The sequence below is a fragment of the Thiomicrospira sp. S5 genome (genome assembly GCF_003991075.1).
GTDB lineage: Bacteria > Pseudomonadota > Gammaproteobacteria > Thiomicrospirales > Thiomicrospiraceae > Hydrogenovibrio > Hydrogenovibrio thermophilus.
Genome location: NZ_CP014470.1, coordinates 2,087,123 through 2,104,974, shown reverse-complemented (window position 1 = coordinate 2,104,974; position 17,852 = coordinate 2,087,123). Strand labels below are relative to the sequence as shown.

The following is a 17,852-nucleotide window of genomic DNA, read 5'->3' as shown; positions in this document are numbered from 1 at the left end:
TTATCGCAGCTGATGGTTGATGGCCTTAAATCGTATTGTCGTTTGAGTTTAAGCCGTTTGTGAGTTTTGGCGCAAGGCTTCAATATCCCGTCTTGGTGGCGCGCCGAACAGGCGACTGTATTCTCGGCTGAACTGTGACGGACTTTCGTAACCGACCTGAAATGCGGCGCGTGCCGCTTCCATGCCTTCATTGAGCATTAAACGTCGGGCTTCATTTAAACGTAACCATTTTTGATATTGCAACGGACTTTTGGCCGTGAGTTGGCGGAAGTAGTGGTGCAGGCTGGAACTGCTCATTTGCACATGGTGCGCCAGTTCATCAATCCGAAGCGGTTGGGCGTAATTCAGTTTCAGCCAATCGATGGCGCTGGCAATCCGTTGGCTTTGACTGCCAACCGAAACAATTCGCCACAACCGTGGTGCCAAATCCGTTTGCAGTAAGCGGTAATGAATTTCCCGTTCAATCAACGGCGCTAATACGGCCATGTCGTCGGTGTGGTCCAGCAAGGCCAGCAACCGCGTAAAGGGTTCCAATAATTCCGGGGTGACGGTTCCTAGTACGGCGCTGCTTTCCGCCGCATCGCCGCGTGGAATCGGCCGTTTGGTTTGTGAAATCAATTCCGCAATGATGCGCATATCGAGTTTTAAAACCAAGCCCAAAGAGGGGGTCTCGGGGCTGGCTTCCAGCACTTGCGAACTGGCCGGCAAATCCAGTGAGGTTACCAGAAAGCGTTCGGTATTGTATTCATGCACATCGTCACCAATCAGCATTTGTTTGGCGCCTTGCACCACGAGCACAATGCTCGGTTCGATCAAACACACACACGGATCCGAGGGCGCTTCTCGTCGGAAAAGCGATAGATTGGGAATCGCCGTCGGACAGTCTTCCTGACCCAGGGTCAAACGGTTAATCACCGCGGCCAGTTCATTATGCAATACTTGAATGGCAGATGTGTTTGGTGTTTTGTTATGTCCAGTCGTCATGGCATTTCCCCCGTTTATTTCACTTCATACGATACCGTTTCCTATAGTGCGCTGTCGAATACCAATTTAACTTTCTGGTGGATTAGGCAAGAAATTTACCCAATTAATATACCTTTTAAGGTGGGTTTCGATGCAATATGGTATCCAACACTTAAGTTATCTTTGGCTGAGAAGAGCCGAGTGTCGCAGTTTTAGGAGCGAGTGGTGAGATGACAAGGTTATTGAAAAAAGGCCTATGGGGGTTATTGGCATTAATGACCCACGCCGCTTTTGCACAAAACGAGGCCACTTCCATGGAAAGAGAGTCGTTTATGAAAATTCGCCTGGTGATGGAAAATGCCGTGGTGGAAGCCTCTTTGGATGATAACGCGGCCAGTCGGGATTTTGCGGCGATGTTGCCATTGGACGTGACCTTGTCCGATTATCACCAAACCGAAAAAATCGCCGATTTGCCGTCGACCTTGTCGACGGACGGCGCGCCGGACGGTATCGACCCAGCCATTGGTGACATCACTTATTACGCGCCCTGGGGCAATCTAGCGATTTTTTATCGGGATTTTGGTTATGCGCGAGGCCTGGTCCGCCTTGGACGCATCGATTCCGGCATTGAAACGCTTATTAAACAAGGTGAGTTGCGCGTGCGAATTGAACGTGTTCAAGACGGTCCGGACTGATTAAAGTCAGTCCGGACAGAACGTAATAAGTTTCAACTAGGAAGGAGAGAAGGATATGCAGACTCGACCATTTTTCAGAGCGTTTTTGATTGCGCTTAAGAGCAGTTTCGCCACACTCGGCTTTGCGCAAAGCGATCTCCCGCAAACCCAAACCCAGACCTTGTACCCGCTTGATACACAAGAGACCTTTAAGGGCCCGGACGCTTACTTTACCGGTGATGTGTCGGTGAAAATGTTGTTTCCCAACAACGAAACGGCACATTACTCCGGCGCTTATGTCTCCTTTCAACCCGGTGCGCGAACCGCGTGGCACCAGCATCCCGCCGGGCAGCATATGGTGGTGACGTCGGGCACCGCTTTGACCGGCACCCGAGACGGACAGGTGATTGCGTTTGAGAAAGGCGAAACCGTCTGGTGTCCGAAAGATATTGACCATTGGCACGGTGCTACGCCCGAAGCGGCCATGACCCATTTGGTGGTGACGGGGAGTTTGGACGGTGAAAATGTGGTGTGGAAAGAAAAAGTCTCCGATGCCGACTATCAGTTGGCGGTGGCCGCCAATGTCCCCAAAAAACTGGATATTCAATCTTTGACGTTACAGCAGCAGGCGTTGGTACCGATTTCGGCCTTAACGGCCAGTGGGGATTTGACGGCCTTGGAAGTCGCGATGCAAGCTGGCTTGGACGCAGGGTTGACGGTGAATGAAATCAAAGAAATTCAGGTGCATCTTTATGCTTATGTTGGTTTTCCGCGCGCGCTGAATGGCATGGGGACTTTGATGAAAGTCGTCGAAGCCAGACGTGCCCAAGGTATTAAAGACCCGGTAGGTGATACGCCAGGATCGATTCCAAAAGGGCAGACCAGCCGCGAGTTCGGTGAAAAAGTACAGACCGAATTGGTGGGTCACCCGGTGAGCGGGCCTTTGTTCGACTTTTCGCCGGCGATGAATGAGTTTTTACAGGCGCATTTATTTGGAGACCTGTTCGCACGCGGGATTTTGGATCACCAGGCCCGAGAACTGGTCACGGTGGCCGCTTTGGCTAATATGGACGGCGTGGAACCGCAGCTGAATGCGCATATCGGTATGGCGTCCAATGTGGGGTTAAGTCGACAGCAATTGCAGGATGTGGCGAGGGTGTTGAGTGCCCATGTCAGCCGGGAAACCGGATTAAGAGTCGACAGCGCGTTAAAAGCGGTGCCTGCGAAGAACTAGCGGGTGTCCGGATGGAATTCAAAATTGGATAACAGGAGTCATGAAATGGATAAGAAGAAAGGTCTGACCAGACGGGAATTTATTGAAACATCAACCATTGCAGGAGCCAGTCTTATGTTGGGAGCGACACCAAATGCATCGGCCGCCGAAACACCGGCCAATCAAAACATTCCATCCAGAGGGTATGCCGCCACGGACGAGTCGGGCATTTTAACGCCTTGGGAGTTTGAACGTCGCCCGGTCGGTGACAATGACGTGCTGATTGATATCAAGTTCGCCAGCATTTGCCATTCCGACATTCACCAAATGAAAGGGCACTGGGGGCCGCAACAGTATCCACAGGTGCCGGGTCATGAAATCGTCGGGGTGGTGGCCGCTGTCGGTAAAAACGTCACCAAGTTTAAAGTCGGTGACCGTGCCGGGGTCGGCTGCATGGTCGATACCTGCCTGGAATGCGAAGATTGCAAGGGGCAAGGCGAGCAGTATTGTCCGGAAACCACCTTCACTTACGGCTATCCGGAAAAAAGTTCTCCGACGGGTATCTCCCAAGGAGGCTATTCCAATAATATCGTGGTACGCGATTATTTTGCGGTGCACATTCCGGAAAGCATTTCCTTTCAGGAAGCGGCTCCTTTATTGTGTGCCGGCGTCACCACTTATTCTCCGATCATGAAAGCCGAGTTTAAGAAAGGCGATAAGGTTGGGGTGGCCGGTATCGGTGGTTTGGGGCACATGGCGATCAAGCTGGCGGTGTCGAAGGGCGCGGAAGTCTATGCGTTTACCACCACACCGGACAAAGCCAAGGATATTTTGGCGTTCGGTGCCAAAGAAGCCATTGTCGTGGATGACTTGCAGAAGCTGGCCCCTTACAAAGGGATGTTGGATTACATGATCACCACCATTCCAGTGCAGTATGATGTGGCGGCCTACGCTTCAGTGGTGAAGCCGAACGGTTTCTATACCCAGGTCGGGATGCCGGAAGGGTTTGCGTTGACGTTAAGCGCGATTGGCATGTCGATTAACCGGGTGAATTTCAATGCCTCCTTGATTGGGGATATGAAAGAAACCCAGGATGTGGTCAACTATTGTGCAGACCACAAAATTTACCCGCAGATTGAAGTCATCAATGCCGAACAGGTGAATGAGGCCTGGAAAAATGTCGTGGACAAAAAAGCGCGTTATCGTTATGTCATTGATGCCGCGACGATTTAAACCACGGTGACAGACGGATAAAGCCTATTGTTGTGTTATTGTGCTTGTCCGTGAACAAAAAAGCCCCGCATTGCGGGGCTTTTTATTTTCCGAGCCGGGAAGTTGGAATCGTGGGTTAAACGGTTTCCGTGTCGGTGCCGGTGTCGTCACTGTCCGGCGTGGCTTCCGACTCCTCTAACGGCGGTAAGCCCAAATAGTCCCGACGGAAGTTTTCCATGCCTTTATTGACCAAATCGGTGGTGGCCGTGAAGTTGTCCTTGACCATGCCGTCGAACACTTTGAGTTCTTCCAGAATGCCTTGGGCTTCGTCAAAGCCTTGCTGCAAACCGCCGCCAACGACTTCCATGAATTTGTTCATCAGTTCTTCACCTTCCAGTTCCGGGTGGACTTTTTTAAAGCCTTCCAGGAAGCCGGTGGCACCACTGATAATACGGTCGGCGGTGTTTTCCGGCGACCAATATTCCATACCACCTTGTTTTTCCAGGTTCTCCAAACTAATGACATTTTCGCCCAGGTCTGGTGCCAGAATGTCATTCAGGTTGGTAATGGCCGATTGGTAGGTCATTTTCAATGCGTTGCCGATGGCCTCGTCGGAATTGCCGAACAAATGTGCCACCAGGCTGGCTTGGTTTTCGTTGCGGATGGCGATTTGGTCGAATTTCATTTCCTGCCCTTTCTGGGCTTTGTCCGACGCGAGGACTTCACTTTGGGTGCCGGCCAGTTTTTGATAGGCCTGTAATCCGGGTGGTATCTGTGAAATAGACATGACGATTTCCTTTTTCTGGTATTCGGTCTGGAGAAATCTTATTGTTTTTGAACCACTTTTCGTTGCTTTCATCTTAACGGTTTTTCGTTGTTTGAGAAAGCCTTTTCTCCAAAAGTGTTATCGGCCGAAGGTTTGAAAACTTAAGAAAAATTTGCCTTCAGGTAATGAAAAACCCGGTTGGCCAGTGTGCTGAGAAAAGTGATGTGACTGGCTGATAATAAAGGCAAAAAGTGGTATCATTCCGCTTTTACAGAAAAAGCACATTTTTACGGATATGGAACTCAACCCGATTTACACCAAAATCAAAGATTTTACCGAGCGCACAGACGTGCTTAGGGGGTATCTTTGACTATGAAACCAAGCAAGAACGATTAGTCGAAGTCGACCGCGAACTGGAAGACCCGGCGGTCTGGAACGACCCGGAACGCGCCCAGAATTTAGGGAAAGAAAAAGCTCAGCTGGATAAGGTGGTGAAAACCATCCAGGATTTGGACGGCAGTTTGGAATCGGCCCAGGAAATTCTGGAAATGGCCGAAATGGACGAAGACCAGGAAATGGTCGATGAGGTCGTCAGCGAGCTGGAGCGTCTGGAGCAGGAATTGGATCAATTGGAATTCCAGCGCATGTTCTCCGGCGAACTGGACCCGAACAATTGTTATCTGGAAATTCAGTCCGGTTCCGGCGGGACCGAAGCGCAGGATTGGGCCAATATTCTGTTGCGCATGTATTTGCGCTGGGCGGAAAGCCACGGCTTCAAAGCGGAGTTGATGGAAGTCTCGGCCGGGGAAGTGGCCGGCATCAAGAGTGCCACCGTGCATGTGCAGGGCGATTATGCCTTTGGTTGGTTGCGTACCGAAACCGGCGTGCATCGTTTGGTGCGTAAATCGCCGTTCGATTCCGGCAACCGACGTCACACCTCGTTCGCATCGGTCTTCATTTCGCCTGAAATCGACGACAGTTTTGAAATCGAAATCAATCCGGCGGATTTGCGGATCGACGTTTACCGCGCCAGCGGTGCGGGTGGTCAGCACGTTAACCGGACCGAATCGGCGGTCCGTATCACTCACTTGCCGACCAATACGGTCACGCAATGTCAGAACGGGCGTTCCCAGCATCAGAATAAAGCGGAAGCGATGAAACAATTACGTGCCAAGCTCTATGAGTTGGAGATGTTGAGCCGTAACGCCGAGAAACAGGAGTTGGAAGACAGCAAATCCGACATCGGGTGGGGCAGCCAGATTCGTTCTTACGTGCTGGATTCCGGTCGCATCAAGGATTTACGTACCAATGTGGAAACCGGTAATACCACAGCGGTGCTGGACGGTGACCTGGACCAGTTCATCATTCCGAACCTGAAAGCAGGTGTCTGACATAAACCTTAAGTCGGTGTTGGACACAATCGGCCAGGCCTGGTAGAAAAGCCTGATTGGCTTGACGATAAAGAATTGAAACATTTTAAGTGATTTGAATAGGAAACATCATGGCAAACCCTGAAACCCCAGCAGTGGATGAAAACAAAATCATTGCGGAAAGACGCGCCAAGCTCGCCGCTTTAAGAGAAGAAGGGCATTCTTACCCGAATACCTTCCGTCGTAACGACGTCTCCAGTGATTTGCACGAGCAATACGATGCCTTGAGCAAGGAAGAAATGGAAGCCATGCCGAAGGTGCGCGTTAAGGTGGCCGGGCGTATGTTATTGCGTCGTATTATGGGAAAAGCCAGTTTCGCGACGTTGCAGGATACGCATGGCCGTATTCAGATTTACGTGACACGCGACGAATTGCCGGAAGGGTTCTACAACACTCAGTTCAAGAAATGGGATTTGGGCGACATTGTGGGCGCCGAAGGCTATTTGTTCAAAACCAATACCGGTGAGCTGTCGGTTCACGTTGAGCACATTGAGTTGATCACCAAATCATTGCGTCCATTGCCGGATAAGTTCCACGGCTTGCAGGACCAGGAAATCAAGTACCGTCAACGCTATGTGGATTTGATCGTCAACGAAGAAAGTCGCGAAACCTTCCAGTTGCGTTCTAAAATTGTCCAGCATGTGCGTCACTTCCTGATTGAAAAAGGCTTTATGGAAGTGGAAACCCCGATGATGCACGTCATTCCGGGGGGCGCCACAGCCAAACCGTTCAATACGCACCATAATGCGCTGGATATGCCATTGTATCTGCGGATTGCGCCGGAGTTGTACTTGAAGCGTTTGGTCGTGGGCGGTTTCGAGAAGGTGTTCGAAATCAACCGCAGTTTCCGTAACGAAGGCTTGTCGACCCGTCATAACCCAGAATTCACTATGGTGGAATTCTATGCGGCTTATACCGATTATCATCAGTTGATGGATTACACCGAAGAACTGTTGAAAGAATTGGCGGAAATGACCGTTGGTTCGACACAAGTGCCGTATCAGGGGCAAACTTTTGACTTCGGCAAGCCGTTTGCACGCTTGACGATGAAGGACGCCATTTTGCAATACAACCCGAATATCTCCGCCGAGCAACTGGATGATTTGGACTCGGCGCGTGCCATTGCGAAATCGTTGCACCTGGATTTGGACGAGAGTTGCGGGCTGGGCAAGATCATGACCGAAATCTTTGAAGAAACGGTCGAAGAAAAGTTGATGGACCCGACGTTCATTACCGAATATCCGGCGGAAGTATCGCCTTTGGCGCGTCGTAACGATGACAATCCGTTTATCACCGACCGTTTCGAACTGTTCATCGGTGGCCGTGAACTGGCCAACGGCTTCAACGAGCTGAACGATGCTGAAGACCAGGCGGAGCGTTTCAAGGCGCAGGTGGAAGCGAAAGACGCCGGTGATGACGAGGCGATGCATTACGATGAAGATTACATCATTGCCTTGGAGCACGGTATGCCGCCGACGGCCGGTGAAGGTGTCGGAATTGACCGTTTGGTGATGTTGTTCACCGATAAGCCGTCGATTCGGGATGTGTTGTTGTTCCCGCATATGCGTCCGGCGGATTAACGCACTCGGTCGACTCGCGATGCCAATAAAAAAGCCGCTTGAAACAGCGGCTTTTTTTATATTTGAGCGGTTGTCTGAAAACCACCAGGCCTGGCGGTTTTTGGGAAGGGTGGTTTATTCTTCCGTCAGATCGTACGGTAGCGGTTCCACATTCGCCGAGGCGCCGCTTTCACTTTTCAGATGGCCGTTCACGGCTTCCAGGGGTTTCAAGGTGGTAACAGCCAGACATACCGAGCCTTCGAATACATCCGGTGCGGACAGGATGCAGGTGAACTTGTATTTTTTATCCGCGTCGTCGGTCAGAACAAACTCTTGCCCGGGTGCCGGTGCGTCGGCGTCACCTAAGTGTAAGCGAAGCATGCGTTTGGTGGCTTTGCCGCGGTAATGCATGCGGGCAATAACTTCCTGGCCGGGAAAACAGCCTTTCTTGAAGTTGATGGCGTCCAGCTTGTCCAGGTTCAAAAATTGGGCAATGAACTCGTTGCCGGTGACGGCATCCACGCTGGGTTGGCCGCTGACAATTTGTAATAATTTCCAGTCAATATTGTTGGTGGCTTCGCCGTTGCTTTTTAATTGTTCCCAAACCGTTTTCATCGACGCCAGCGGGCCGAAGAAGCTGTAGCAGTGATAAGGGCCGGGGCGCTTCACGGCGATGACGTCGCGCACGCCGTCCATATCGAGTGTCTTGACTTCATACAATTCTTTGATCTTGGTGGTCAGGAGGCGCTGGATGTCCAGGTCACCGAAGTCGCCACCGTAGCCGATGTGGATCATCTCGTCGGAAACGTCTTCCAGTTCCACTTTGGAACGCAGCTTGAACATGGTCAAACGTTTCAAGATGGTGTCTTTCAGCGAGCCGTCAAAATTCAGGTAAAAAGCGTCCTGATGTTTGAAGACCATCAGGACGGCCAAGACTTTGCCTTGCGGGTCACAGTAGGCACTTAATTGCGCGTGTTCGTCGGTGACGTCACTGAGATCGTTGGTGAACTGCCCTTGCAAAAAGTCAAACGCTTCTTCGCCGGATACTTTGATGATGGCCTGATGGGCCAGGCTGGTGAATACCGGGCCGTTTTTCACCATATAGCGTTCGATTTCCGGTAGGCCAAAGGTGGTCACTTCACCGGCGTCGTTCCACTGCGCGCCTTTGGCGGATAAAAAGTCTTTCCAGTCAGCGTTCATCATTTTTCCTTTGAAAAAAAATTTTCGGGCGACCATTATACCTTGAAGTGACTGCCTTTTTGAATGCGAACGCACGGAGTCTCTTTACGTGGGAAATGATTTAGAGATTGATAAACCCCGTCGGAGTGGTTAATATCACACTATAAAACAATTCGATTGGAGGTTACATTCGTGGCTGAAGCTTTTAATGAGTTTTTAACATTCAAACTGGGCAAGGAAGAGTTTGCAATTGCAATCGACCGTGTTCAGGAAATTCGCGGTTGGCAGGAGCCAAGCCCGCTACCGAACGTACCGGCCTATGTGAAAGGTGTGATTGATATTCGCGGTACCATTGTGCCGATTCTGGATTTGCGTGAGCGTTTCCATATGAAGGCGGAATTTAAGGCGACAACGGTGGTCATCGTGGTGAATCTGGCGACCCGTCAGGGCGAACGGATTGTCGGTCTGGTGGTGGATGCGGTATCGGACGTACATCAATTCGATATGAATGCGTTGCAGGCTCCGCCGGACATTTCCAACTCCATCGATACGCAGTATATGCAGGGTTTGACTACGATTTACGATCAAGGTTCGGAAGCGGAAGCGAATATTCAGAACGAGAGCCGAATCGCGTCGGAAAAAGTCTCGAAAGGCCGGATGGTGATTGTCATCGATATTGATAAGTTGGCTTCGGAAGGGCTGATTGAGCAAGTTTCCAACGTCGATGAAGCCATCCCGCTGCGTAACGGTTAAACGTTGTAACGTTTAAGATTTCTTTTTGTTTTTGTCGTGCGGTTTGGGCATTAGCGTAGTCGGCTTGCTACGCTTCTTCATGAAAGGGTAATCCAGATTGAAGTTCAAACCGCGACTTTCCTTGCGTTTTAACGCACTCTTGATCATCAGTTCGGCTACCTGAGCCAAGTTACGCAGTTCGAGCAAATCGGCGTTCAGCTTATGGTCGTAATAGTATTCGTAAATTTCCTGTTTCAAGATTTTGATACGCTTTAAAGCGCGTTTCAAACGTTTGTCGGTGCGAACAATGCCGACGTAATCCCACATCAAACGACGCACTTCATCCCAGTCATGACTGACCAATACCTTTTCTTTCGCCGGCGTGACCCGCGTGTCGTCCCAATCCTTGACGTTGCGGTCCGGGTCGAAGGTGGGCTTGATTTTCGCCTTGATGTCCTGATAAGCGGTTTCGGCAAAGACCAAGCCTTCCACCAATGAGTTGCTCGCCAGACGGTTCGCGCCGTGCAGGCCTGTATAGGCGGTTTCGCCAATGGCGTAAAGGTTTTTGAGGTCGGTCCGCCCTTTGAGGTCGGTGGTGATGCCGCCACAGGTGTAGTGTGCGGCCGGAACCACTGGTATCGGTTGCCGGGTGATGTCGATGCCGACGTTCAGGCAGCGTTTCTGGATGGTCGGGAAGTGATGGTGGATAAAGTCTTCCGATTGATGGGAAATGTCTAAATAGACACAATCGATACCGTGTTTTTTCATTTCCTGGTCAATGGCACGGGCCACAATGTCGCGCGGTGCCAAATCCTTGCGTTCATCATAATGCTGCATGAAGGGTTCGCCATTCGGCAGCTTCAAAATGCCACCCTCTCCCCGTACCGCTTCGGAAATCAAAAAAGACCGGTCTTGCGGGTGATATAGACAGGTCGGGTGAAACTGGTTGAACTCCATGTTGGTGACCGAGCAGCCGGCTCGCCAGGCCATGGCAATGCCGTCACCGGTCGAGGTGTCGGGGTTGCTGGTGTACAAGTAGGTTTTGCTGGCGCCGCCGGTGGCGAGAACCGTGAATTGCGCCAGGTGGGTTTTTACGTTTCCGCTGGTTTGATCCAATATATAGGCACCAATGCAGCGGCGTCGGTCCTTGTTGAGAATGAGGTCGACGGTCATATGGTCCGGCAAAACGGTGATGTTCGGAGTGTTTTTTACCACTTCCAAAAGGGTTTCGGTGACGGTTTTGCCGGTGTGGTCCGCTGCATGGATGACGCGGCGATGGCTGTGTCCGCCTTCCTGGGTCAGGTGGTAGGCATCCGACGTTTCCTGTTTGCTGAAGGGGACGCCCATTTCAATCAACTCATAGATGGCGGCGGCCCCGTTCTTGGCGACCATTTCGACGGTTTTGGCGTCGCACAAACCGGCCCCGGCATTCATGGTGTCTTCAATATGTGATTGTACGGAGTCGAAAGGGTCCAGAACCGCCGCGATGCCGCCTTGCGCATAGGCTGAGCTGCCTTCGCTCATCGAGGATTTGGCCACCAGCGTGACGGAAAAATGTTTGGCCAGCTTCAGGGCGATGGACAGCCCGGCAATGCCGCTGCCGATGACGAGAACATCAGTGTGGGAATGAGGAAGGACATCGGAATTCATGCAGTGTCTAGCGTCTCTTGAAAATCGAATAAATGGTACCATATCTGTCATGTTGTTATGGAATAGAAATAATGGGTAACCCAAAAGAGTTAAATGCGGAAAACCGGGAGAATCGCCTGACGGCAAAAGGCTGGGTGGTGTCGGTTTCGGGTGAGGTGGCTTATGTCTCAACCGAGCGTCAGACCGGTTGTTCCGGCTGCGCTTCGCAGGAAGGGTGTGGAACGGCTTCGCTGGCCAAACTGTTTGCGCCACGTAATCGTTCTCCGATTGCGGTGTTCAACGCACTGGGCGCCAAGTCTGGAGATGAGGTTTTGCTCTCAATGGAGGAGTCACATTTGATCAAACATTCCTTCATGGCCTATGGGGTACCATTATTAGGACTGTTTATTGGAGCAGGCTTGCTGCAATTTATCACTCAAGCGCTTGCGATGACCGAAGCGAGTGAATCGCTGACCATGGTCGGAGGGGTGTTGGGTGTCGTCATCGGCTGGTGGGCCACAAAAACATATTACCGCCCTGAGCCTCCGGTGATGGAGAAGATTCTGCAAGCCTCTTAAAGGAGCTAAGATGAAGACAATGGTTAAATCGTTATACACTTATGGTTTGGTCAGCTTGTTGTTGGCGCTGAGTTTGACGTCCGCTCAAGCCGCCACGGTCACCCTGCCGGATTTTTCCGAGTTGGCGGCTGAAAACAGCCCGATGGTGGTGAATATCAGTACCACTCGTAAGGTCGAGCGTGCGGCGTATCCGCAGTTCCGGGGCATGCCGGATGAAATGTTACGTTACTTTTTCGGTATTCCGGGGCAACAAGGGCCACGTGGCCAGCAGCCAATGCCGGAAGAGCAAGTGAATTCATTGGGGTCCGGTTTCATTATTTCCGAAGATGGATACATTATCACCAATAATCATGTCGTGGCGGATGCCGACGACATTGTTGTGAAGTTAAGCAATCGCCAGGAAATGAAGGCTAAAATCATCGGAACGGATGAGCGTTCCGATATTGCGTTGATTAAAATCGAAGGCGATGATTTGCCGGTGGCGAAAATCGGAACATCGAAGGACTTGAGAGTTGGTGAATGGGTCATGGCCATCGGTGAACCGTTTGGTTTGGATTACACCGTCACTCATGGGATTGTCAGTGCCTTGGGACGTTCGTTGCCGGACGATACCTACGTGCCGTTTATTCAGACCGACGTGTCGATTAATCCGGGGAATTCCGGCGGGCCTTTGTTGAACATGAAAGGCGAAGTGGTTGGCGTTAATGCACAGATTTTCAGTAAAAGCGGTGGTTCCATGGGATTGTCGTTCTCGATTCCGATTGACATCGCTATGAATGTGGCACAACAGTTGAAGGAAAAAGGACATGTCGAACGCGGCTTCTTAGGCGTAGGCGTGCAGGAAGTGTCCGGTGATTTGGCGCGTTCTTTCGACATGGAAAGGCCTACTGGCGCTTTGGTGACCTCCACCGAAAAAGACTCTGCTGCTGCTAAAGCAGGCATTGAGCCGGGCGATATTATTGTCGAATTTGCCGGTAAAACCATCCAGAAGTCGGCGGACTTGCCACCGGTGGTCGGTAATTCGCCGGTTGGTAAACCGGTCAAAGTCAAAATCCTGCGGAATGGTGATTACAAAACCGTAACGGTTCGCCTGAAAGCATTGGATGGCGCTAAGGTTGCGTCGGCGGGAGACTCCGGCAAACAACCAGGCCTGGAGAATACGGCGTTAGGTGTCAAAGTGGAAATCATCGATCAGGAAACGTTGGATGAATTGAACATTCCGTTTGGTGTCGGTGTCAGCCAGGTTCAAAATGGCGGCGCGGCGCAAAAAGCCGGTATCCTGCCGGGCGATATTCTGGTGACGGTCAATTTTAAACCGATTAAGTCGGCCGCCGATTTAAACAAAATCGTTCGTTCCGCTCCGAAGGGGCGTTCGATTCCGGTTCGCATCATTCGTGGTAATCGTTCGATTTTCCTGCCATTGATGTTGTCTTAACCATACGAAAGGTAACTAAATCGGATAAACGAGTGAGATTTGAAACGAATTAGCGTAAAATACGCGAAATATTTGTTATCAAACGATTTAATACCTTGATATCGAAGAAGGGTGGCTAGCGCTATGCAACTAGACACCCTTTTTTATTATGCTTGGACGGATTTTGAAATCGTTTGGTTGGATTTCGTTTTGTATCGTTTTATTTGAGGCGTAGATGTCAAACCAGCTTGATCATATTCGTAACTTTTCCATTATCGCGCACATCGACCACGGAAAATCGACCATTGCCGACCGTTTTATCCAACTTTGTGGTGGCCTCACCGAGCGAGAAATGGCCGCTCAAGTCTTGGATTCCATGGATTTGGAGCGGGAAAGAGGCATCACAATCAAGGCGCAAAGTGTGACGCTACACTATCAGGCTGACAACGGTGAAACTTATCAACTGAATTTTATCGATACCCCGGGACACGTGGATTTTTCTTATGAAGTGTCACGTTCTCTGGCGGCGTGCGAAGGTGCCTTATTGGTGGTGGATGCCTCTCAAGGTGTGGAAGCGCAAACGGTGGCGAACTGTTACACCGCCATTGAGCAAGGCTTGGAAGTCTTGCCGGTACTGAATAAAATCGACTTGCCGGCCGCGGATCCTGAAAAAGTGGTGGACGAAATCGAAGAAATCATCGGTATCGAAGCGCATGAGGCCGTGCAAGCCAGCGCTAAATCCGGGCTCGGTGTTAAGGAAACGCTGGAAGAAATCGTTCATAAAATTCCGGCCCCGGAAGGGAATCCGGATGGGCCTTTGAAGGCGCTGATTATCGACTCCTGGTTTGATAATTATCTGGGGGTTGTGTCGTTGGTGCGTGTGATTGACGGCAAAATCGGCAAAAAAACCAAAATGAAAATCGTCTCCACCAAGGAAGAATATCAGGTGGACGATGTGGGAATTTTTACGCCGAAACGGACACCACGCGATTTTCTGACCGCCGGAGAAGTGGGGTATGTCATTGCCGGTATCAAAGACATTGACGGTGCACCGGTCGGGGATACCATTACCACGGCGGATGCCGATATTGAACCGTTACCGGGGTTTAAGCCTGTTCAGCCGCGTGTTTTTGCCGGTTTGTTCCCAATCAGTTCCGAAGATTTCGAAGATTTGCGTGAGGCCTTGCGAAAACTGCGCCTGAATGATGCGGCTCTGCATTTTGAACCGGAGAGTTCCGATGCGCTTGGTTTCGGTTTCCGGTGTGGTTTCCTGGGAATGCTGCACATGGAGATCATCCAGGAACGACTGGAACGTGAATATGATCTGGATTTGATTACGACCGCTCCGACCGTAGTGTATGAGGTTCTAAGTAAAAGTGGTGAATTGATACGAATCGATAACCCGTCCAGCTTGCCGGATCAAAGTTTGATTGACGAAGTCCGCGAACCGATTATTCAAGCGAATATCCTGGTACCGGACGAGTTTGTCGGAGCGGTGATGAAGCTGTGCCTGGAGAAACGTGGCGTGCAAAAAGACATGCAATACGTCGGAAGCCAGGTATCGATTACTTATGATTTGCCGCTGAATGAAGTGGTACTGGATTTCTTTGACCGCTTGAAGTCGACCAGCCGGGGTTATGCGTCCATGGATTATGAATTCCGTCGTTTCCAAGCGGATGATTTGGTGAAGCTGGAATTCATGGTCAACGGTGAGAAGGTGGATGCCTTGGCTTTGATTGTGCACCGTTCAACCGCAGTTCAGCGTGGTAAGGTGTTGATTGAAAAATTGAGAAAGATCATTCCGCGTCAAATGTTCGATGTCGCCATTCAGGCGGCAATTGGTGCTAAAATCATTGGCCGAACCAACGTGAAAGCGCTTCGCAAGAACGTAACCGCCAAGTGTTACGGCGGGGATGTGTCGCGTAAGAAGAAGCTGCTCCAAAAACAAAAAGAAGGGAAAAAGCGCATGAAGTCCATCGGCAGTGTTGAATTGCCACAGGAAGCGTTTTTAGCCGTCTTGAATACATCCGAAGAGAACTGAGAGAACTGAAACATGAGCTTTGAATTAATTTTGGTGATTATCACCGCCATCACCGGGGTAATCGTGTATGTGGACCGCGTGGTTTGGAAGCCGAAACGTGACCGATCCGTGACCACAGAAAAAGAGCCGGTGTTGGTCGAGTATTCGCGCTCATTGTTTCCGGTTTTCTTGATTGTCCTGGTATTGCGATCCTTCGTGGTGGAACCTTTCCGAATTCCGTCCGGTTCCATGTATCCAACATTGGAAATCGGTGACTTTATTGTCGTGAATAAGTTTGCTTATGGCGTGAAACTGCCGGTCACTCAGACGAAGATTCTACCGGTGGGCGAACCGGAAAGAGGCGATGTTGTGGTCTTTAAATATCCGAAAGATCCGGATGTGGATTACATCAAACGCGTCATCGGGTTGCCGGGAGATGAAATCGCTTATTATGGCAAGACGCTGTATATCAATGGCAATCCGGTCAAGCAAAAGCTGCTGGGCGAATATGAAGGTACGGCATCCGGTAAGGTGATGGATGGCGCATCTCTGTTGGAAGAGTTTTTGGAAGAACATTCGCATGACATTCTGTTGGATCCGGAAAAAAGCAGTCAGGATATGAATACGGTCGTGGTGCCGGAAGGTCATTATTTCATGATGGGGGATAACCGTGATCACAGTAATGACAGTCGCTTTTGGGGCTTTGTCCCGGAGAAAAACTTAAAAGGCAAGGCGTTTGCGATTTGGATGAACTGGGATGATGGCGTCCACTTCGATCGCATTGGCAAGGGAATTGAGTAAGATGTCAGAAGTTGAAAAGCGTGCTAAGTTAGAGCGACTTTCAAAACGGCTGGGTTACCAATACCAAAACCTTGATTTCCTGCAGCGTGCCCTGACGCATCGCAGCATGGGCGCTAAAAACAATGAACGATTGGAGTTTCTGGGAGACAGTCTTGTTAACTTCATTATCGCCGATGCCCTGTTTCATCAGTTTCATAAAATTTCCGAAGGGGACTTGAGTCGTATTCGAGCCTTTCTGGTCAAGGGCGAAACGCTGGCCAAGATCGGAAAGGAATATCAGTTGTCGGACTACCTGATGCTCGGACCGGGGGAGTTGAAAAGCGGCGGTTATCGTCGTGAATCGATTATCGCCGATGCGGTCGAAGCGATTATCGCTTCCGTTTATGAAGACGGCGGTTTGGAAGCCTGTCGTGATTTCGTCTTGCGACTGTACCATAAACGCTTGAAAGAACTGGACCCTTCCAAGGTTGGCAAAGACCCGAAAACCCGTTTGCAGGAATTTTTACAATCCAATCATGAGCAGTTGCCGGAATACAGCGTGATTACCGTTAACGGACCGGCTCATGCTCAAGAATTTACAGTTTCTTGTTATGTAGCCAAACTGAATCGTAAGTTTGAGGCGACGGCCACCAATCGTCGTAAAGCGGAGCAAATTGCGGCCGAAGAGGCGCTTGACATTCTGGAGAATGCCAATGACTGACCACACGTCTGAAATGGATGCCACAACCGACTATCAAGCGGGGTTTGTGGCCGTTATCGGTCGCCCGAATGTGGGCAAATCGACGATTATGAACAGTTTGATCGGGCAAAAGCTCAGCATCACGTCACCAAAGCCGCAGACCACGCGTCACCGTATTCACGGTATTTTAACGACCGACCGCTTTCAAGTCGTGTTCGTCGATACGCCGGGGATGCATTTGGGCGGACAAAAATCGATCAACCGTTACATGAATCGTGCGGCCAACAGTGCCTTTGGCGATGTCGATTTGGTGTTGTTTGTGGTGGAGGCCGGTCGCTGGACCAAAGAGGACCAGGCCGTGGCCGATAAATGCCGCAATTTGGATGTGCCCGTTGTGATTCTGGTCAATAAGGTCGATAAGTTCAAAGACAAAACGGAACTGTTTCCGTTTTTACAAAAAGTTGGCGATCAAGTGGCGTTTGAAGCCTTGATTCCGATTTCGGCCTATACCAAGTCGGGCTTTGAACAGGTGCAGGCCGAAATTTTGAAACATTTGCCGCAGCAGGACGCGATTTTCCCGGAAGATTACATTACCGACCGTTCAACCCGTTTCCTGGCCGCGGAAATCGTGCGGGAAAAACTGATGCGTGCCCTAGGGGATGAAGTGCCTTATGGTGCCACGGTGGAAATTGAACAATTTGCGTTTAATGAAGAAGAGGGTCGTTGGCATATCAACGCCTTGATTCTAGTCGAGCGCCCGGGGCAAAAACAGATCGTAATCGGTAAGAAAGGCGAGCAAATCAAGCAGATGGGGATTCAGGCACGTAAGGACTTAATGCATTTGCTGGACAGTCGCGTGCATCTGGAGTTGTGGGTCAAGGTCAAGGAGAACTGGTCGGACGACGACCGGGCGCTGGCCAGTTTGGGCTATACCGAAAACCCTTGAGAGAGCTCGCTCGGCGAACGATGGTTTCCTCATAAATCGCGGGTGTTTTGGAGGCGT

16 protein-coding genes are annotated in these 17,852 nt (G+C 50.6%); 12 read left to right on the top strand and 4 right to left on the bottom strand.

All coding sequences use genetic code 11. The features are described 5' to 3' along the window. Positions 1-48: 48 nt before the first annotated feature. On the bottom strand, positions 49-984 hold the full coding sequence (locus AYJ59_RS09750; RefSeq protein ID WP_127119991.1) for an AraC family transcriptional regulator: 936 nt from the start codon (positions 982-984) through the stop codon (positions 49-51). 209 nt (positions 985-1,193) lie between these two features. Between AYJ59_RS09750 and AYJ59_RS09745 the strand changes: the two genes are divergently transcribed. From AYJ59_RS09745 to AYJ59_RS09735, 3 genes are all read left to right on the top strand, one after another. Continuing rightward, on the top strand, positions 1,194-1,658 hold the full coding sequence (locus tag AYJ59_RS09745) for a cyclophilin-like fold protein (RefSeq protein ID WP_206197875.1): 465 nt from the start codon (positions 1,194-1,196) through the stop codon (positions 1,656-1,658). 55 nt (positions 1,659-1,713) lie between these two features. Further along, positions 1,714-2,871 (top strand): (R)-mandelonitrile lyase, encoded by a 1,158-nt coding sequence (locus AYJ59_RS09740; RefSeq protein ID WP_127119990.1) that lies wholly within the window; start codon positions 1,714-1,716, stop codon positions 2,869-2,871. Between the two features lie 114 nt (positions 2,872-2,985). After that, positions 2,986-4,083 (top strand): NAD(P)-dependent alcohol dehydrogenase, encoded by a 1,098-nt coding sequence (locus AYJ59_RS09735; RefSeq protein ID WP_206197874.1) that lies wholly within the window; start codon positions 2,986-2,988, stop codon positions 4,081-4,083. A 115-nt stretch (positions 4,084-4,198) separates the two neighbouring features. Here the strand turns inward: AYJ59_RS09735 and AYJ59_RS09730 are convergent, their stop codons facing one another. Next, positions 4,199-4,849 (bottom strand): DUF5610 domain-containing protein, encoded by a 651-nt coding sequence (locus AYJ59_RS09730; RefSeq protein ID WP_029937556.1) that lies wholly within the window; start codon positions 4,847-4,849, stop codon positions 4,199-4,201. A gap of 274 nt (positions 4,850-5,123) precedes the next feature. On the opposite strand from AYJ59_RS09730, the gene prfB reads away from it, so the two are divergent. Next, positions 5,124-6,219, top strand: a protein-coding gene (gene prfB, locus AYJ59_RS09725) for a peptide chain release factor 2 (RefSeq protein WP_127119988.1) whose coding sequence is annotated in 2 segments (ribosomal slippage) — positions 5,124-5,195 and positions 5,197-6,219 — 1,095 coding nt in all. Because the reading frame shifts where the segments join, the coding sequence is not laid out codon by codon here. Positions 6,220-6,329: 110 nt separating this feature from the next. After that, positions 6,330-7,838: a lysine--tRNA ligase gene (lysS, locus tag AYJ59_RS09720; protein WP_029937558.1), complete on the top strand. Its 1,509-nt coding sequence runs from the start codon at positions 6,330-6,332 to the stop codon at positions 7,836-7,838. Positions 7,839-7,952: 114 nt separating this feature from the next. On the opposite strand, the gene ygfZ is transcribed toward lysS, so the two are convergent. Beyond that, the gene (ygfZ, locus tag AYJ59_RS09715) at positions 7,953-9,020 is read right to left on the bottom strand and encodes a CAF17-like 4Fe-4S cluster assembly/insertion protein YgfZ (protein WP_029937559.1); all 1,068 of its coding nucleotides are present in this window, start codon (positions 9,018-9,020) and stop codon (positions 7,953-7,955) included. 168 nt (positions 9,021-9,188) lie between these two features. Between ygfZ and AYJ59_RS09710 the strand changes: the two genes are divergently transcribed. Then, a complete protein-coding gene (locus AYJ59_RS09710; protein ID WP_051673308.1) occupies positions 9,189-9,749 on the top strand; it encodes a chemotaxis protein CheW in 561 nt (186 codons plus the stop codon). A gap of 12 nt (positions 9,750-9,761) precedes the next feature. Here the strand turns inward: AYJ59_RS09710 and nadB are convergent, their stop codons facing one another. Beyond that, positions 9,762-11,378: an L-aspartate oxidase gene (gene nadB / locus AYJ59_RS09705; RefSeq protein WP_029937561.1), complete on the bottom strand. Its 1,617-nt coding sequence runs from the start codon at positions 11,376-11,378 to the stop codon at positions 9,762-9,764. A 71-nt stretch (positions 11,379-11,449) separates the two neighbouring features. Here nadB and AYJ59_RS09700 point away from each other — a divergent pair, with 71 nt between their 5' ends. The 6 genes from AYJ59_RS09700 to era all read left to right on the top strand — a co-directional run bounded on the left by AYJ59_RS09700 (position 11,450) and on the right by era (position 17,795). After that, positions 11,450-11,935, top strand: a complete 486-nt coding sequence (locus AYJ59_RS09700) for a SoxR reducing system RseC family protein (RefSeq protein ID WP_051673309.1) — start codon at positions 11,450-11,452, stop codon at positions 11,933-11,935. 10 nt (positions 11,936-11,945) lie between these two features. Continuing rightward, a complete protein-coding gene (locus AYJ59_RS09695; protein WP_127119987.1) occupies positions 11,946-13,370 on the top strand; it encodes a DegQ family serine endoprotease in 1,425 nt (474 codons plus the stop codon). A gap of 214 nt (positions 13,371-13,584) precedes the next feature. Beyond that, positions 13,585-15,390, top strand: coding sequence for a translation elongation factor 4 (gene lepA, locus AYJ59_RS09690; protein ID WP_029937564.1), 1,806 nt, complete (start codon positions 13,585-13,587; stop codon positions 15,388-15,390). Between the two features lie 12 nt (positions 15,391-15,402). Then, positions 15,403-16,170 (top strand): signal peptidase I, encoded by a 768-nt coding sequence (gene lepB / locus AYJ59_RS09685; protein ID WP_029937565.1) that lies wholly within the window; start codon positions 15,403-15,405, stop codon positions 16,168-16,170. Position 16,171: 1 nt separating this feature from the next. Then, the gene (gene rnc / locus AYJ59_RS09680; protein WP_029937566.1) at positions 16,172-16,870 is read left to right on the top strand and encodes a ribonuclease III; all 699 of its coding nucleotides are present in this window, start codon (positions 16,172-16,174) and stop codon (positions 16,868-16,870) included. Further along, positions 16,863-17,795, top strand: a complete 933-nt coding sequence (era, locus tag AYJ59_RS09675; RefSeq protein ID WP_225972390.1) for a GTPase Era — start codon at positions 16,863-16,865, stop codon at positions 17,793-17,795. Before rnc ends, era begins: the two co-directional genes overlap by 8 nt. Positions 17,796-17,852: the final 57 nt, after the last annotated feature.

Bases quoted from the DNA above. Each gene is read 5' to 3' on its own strand.
- rnc (WP_029937566.1), top strand. From the start codon at position 16,172: ATGTCAGAAGTTGAAAAGCGTGCTAAGTTAGAGCGACTTTCAAAACGG.
- AYJ59_RS09745 (WP_206197875.1), top strand. From the start codon at position 1,194: ATGACAAGGTTATTGAAAAAAGGCCTATGGGGGTTATTGGCATTAATG.
- AYJ59_RS09700 (WP_051673309.1), top strand. From the start codon at position 11,450: ATGGGTAACCCAAAAGAGTTAAATGCGGAAAACCGGGAGAATCGCCTG.
- ygfZ (WP_029937559.1), bottom strand. From the start codon at position 9,020: ATGATGAACGCTGACTGGAAAGACTTTTTATCCGCCAAAGGCGCGCAG.
- AYJ59_RS09740 (WP_127119990.1), top strand. From the start codon at position 1,714: ATGCAGACTCGACCATTTTTCAGAGCGTTTTTGATTGCGCTTAAGAGC.
- AYJ59_RS09735 (WP_206197874.1), top strand. From the start codon at position 2,986: ATGTTGGGAGCGACACCAAATGCATCGGCCGCCGAAACACCGGCCAAT.
- lepB (WP_029937565.1), top strand. From the start codon at position 15,403: ATGAGCTTTGAATTAATTTTGGTGATTATCACCGCCATCACCGGGGTA.
- AYJ59_RS09730 (WP_029937556.1), bottom strand. From the start codon at position 4,849: ATGTCTATTTCACAGATACCACCCGGATTACAGGCCTATCAAAAACTG.
- nadB (WP_029937561.1), bottom strand. From the start codon at position 11,378: ATGAATTCCGATGTCCTTCCTCATTCCCACACTGATGTTCTCGTCATC.
- lepA (WP_029937564.1), top strand. From the start codon at position 13,585: ATGTCAAACCAGCTTGATCATATTCGTAACTTTTCCATTATCGCGCAC.
- AYJ59_RS09750 (WP_127119991.1), bottom strand. From the start codon at position 984: ATGACGACTGGACATAACAAAACACCAAACACATCTGCCATTCAAGTA.
- lysS (WP_029937558.1), top strand. From the start codon at position 6,330: ATGGCAAACCCTGAAACCCCAGCAGTGGATGAAAACAAAATCATTGCG.
- era (WP_225972390.1), top strand. From the start codon at position 16,863: ATGACTGACCACACGTCTGAAATGGATGCCACAACCGACTATCAAGCG.
- AYJ59_RS09695 (WP_127119987.1), top strand. From the start codon at position 11,946: ATGAAGACAATGGTTAAATCGTTATACACTTATGGTTTGGTCAGCTTG.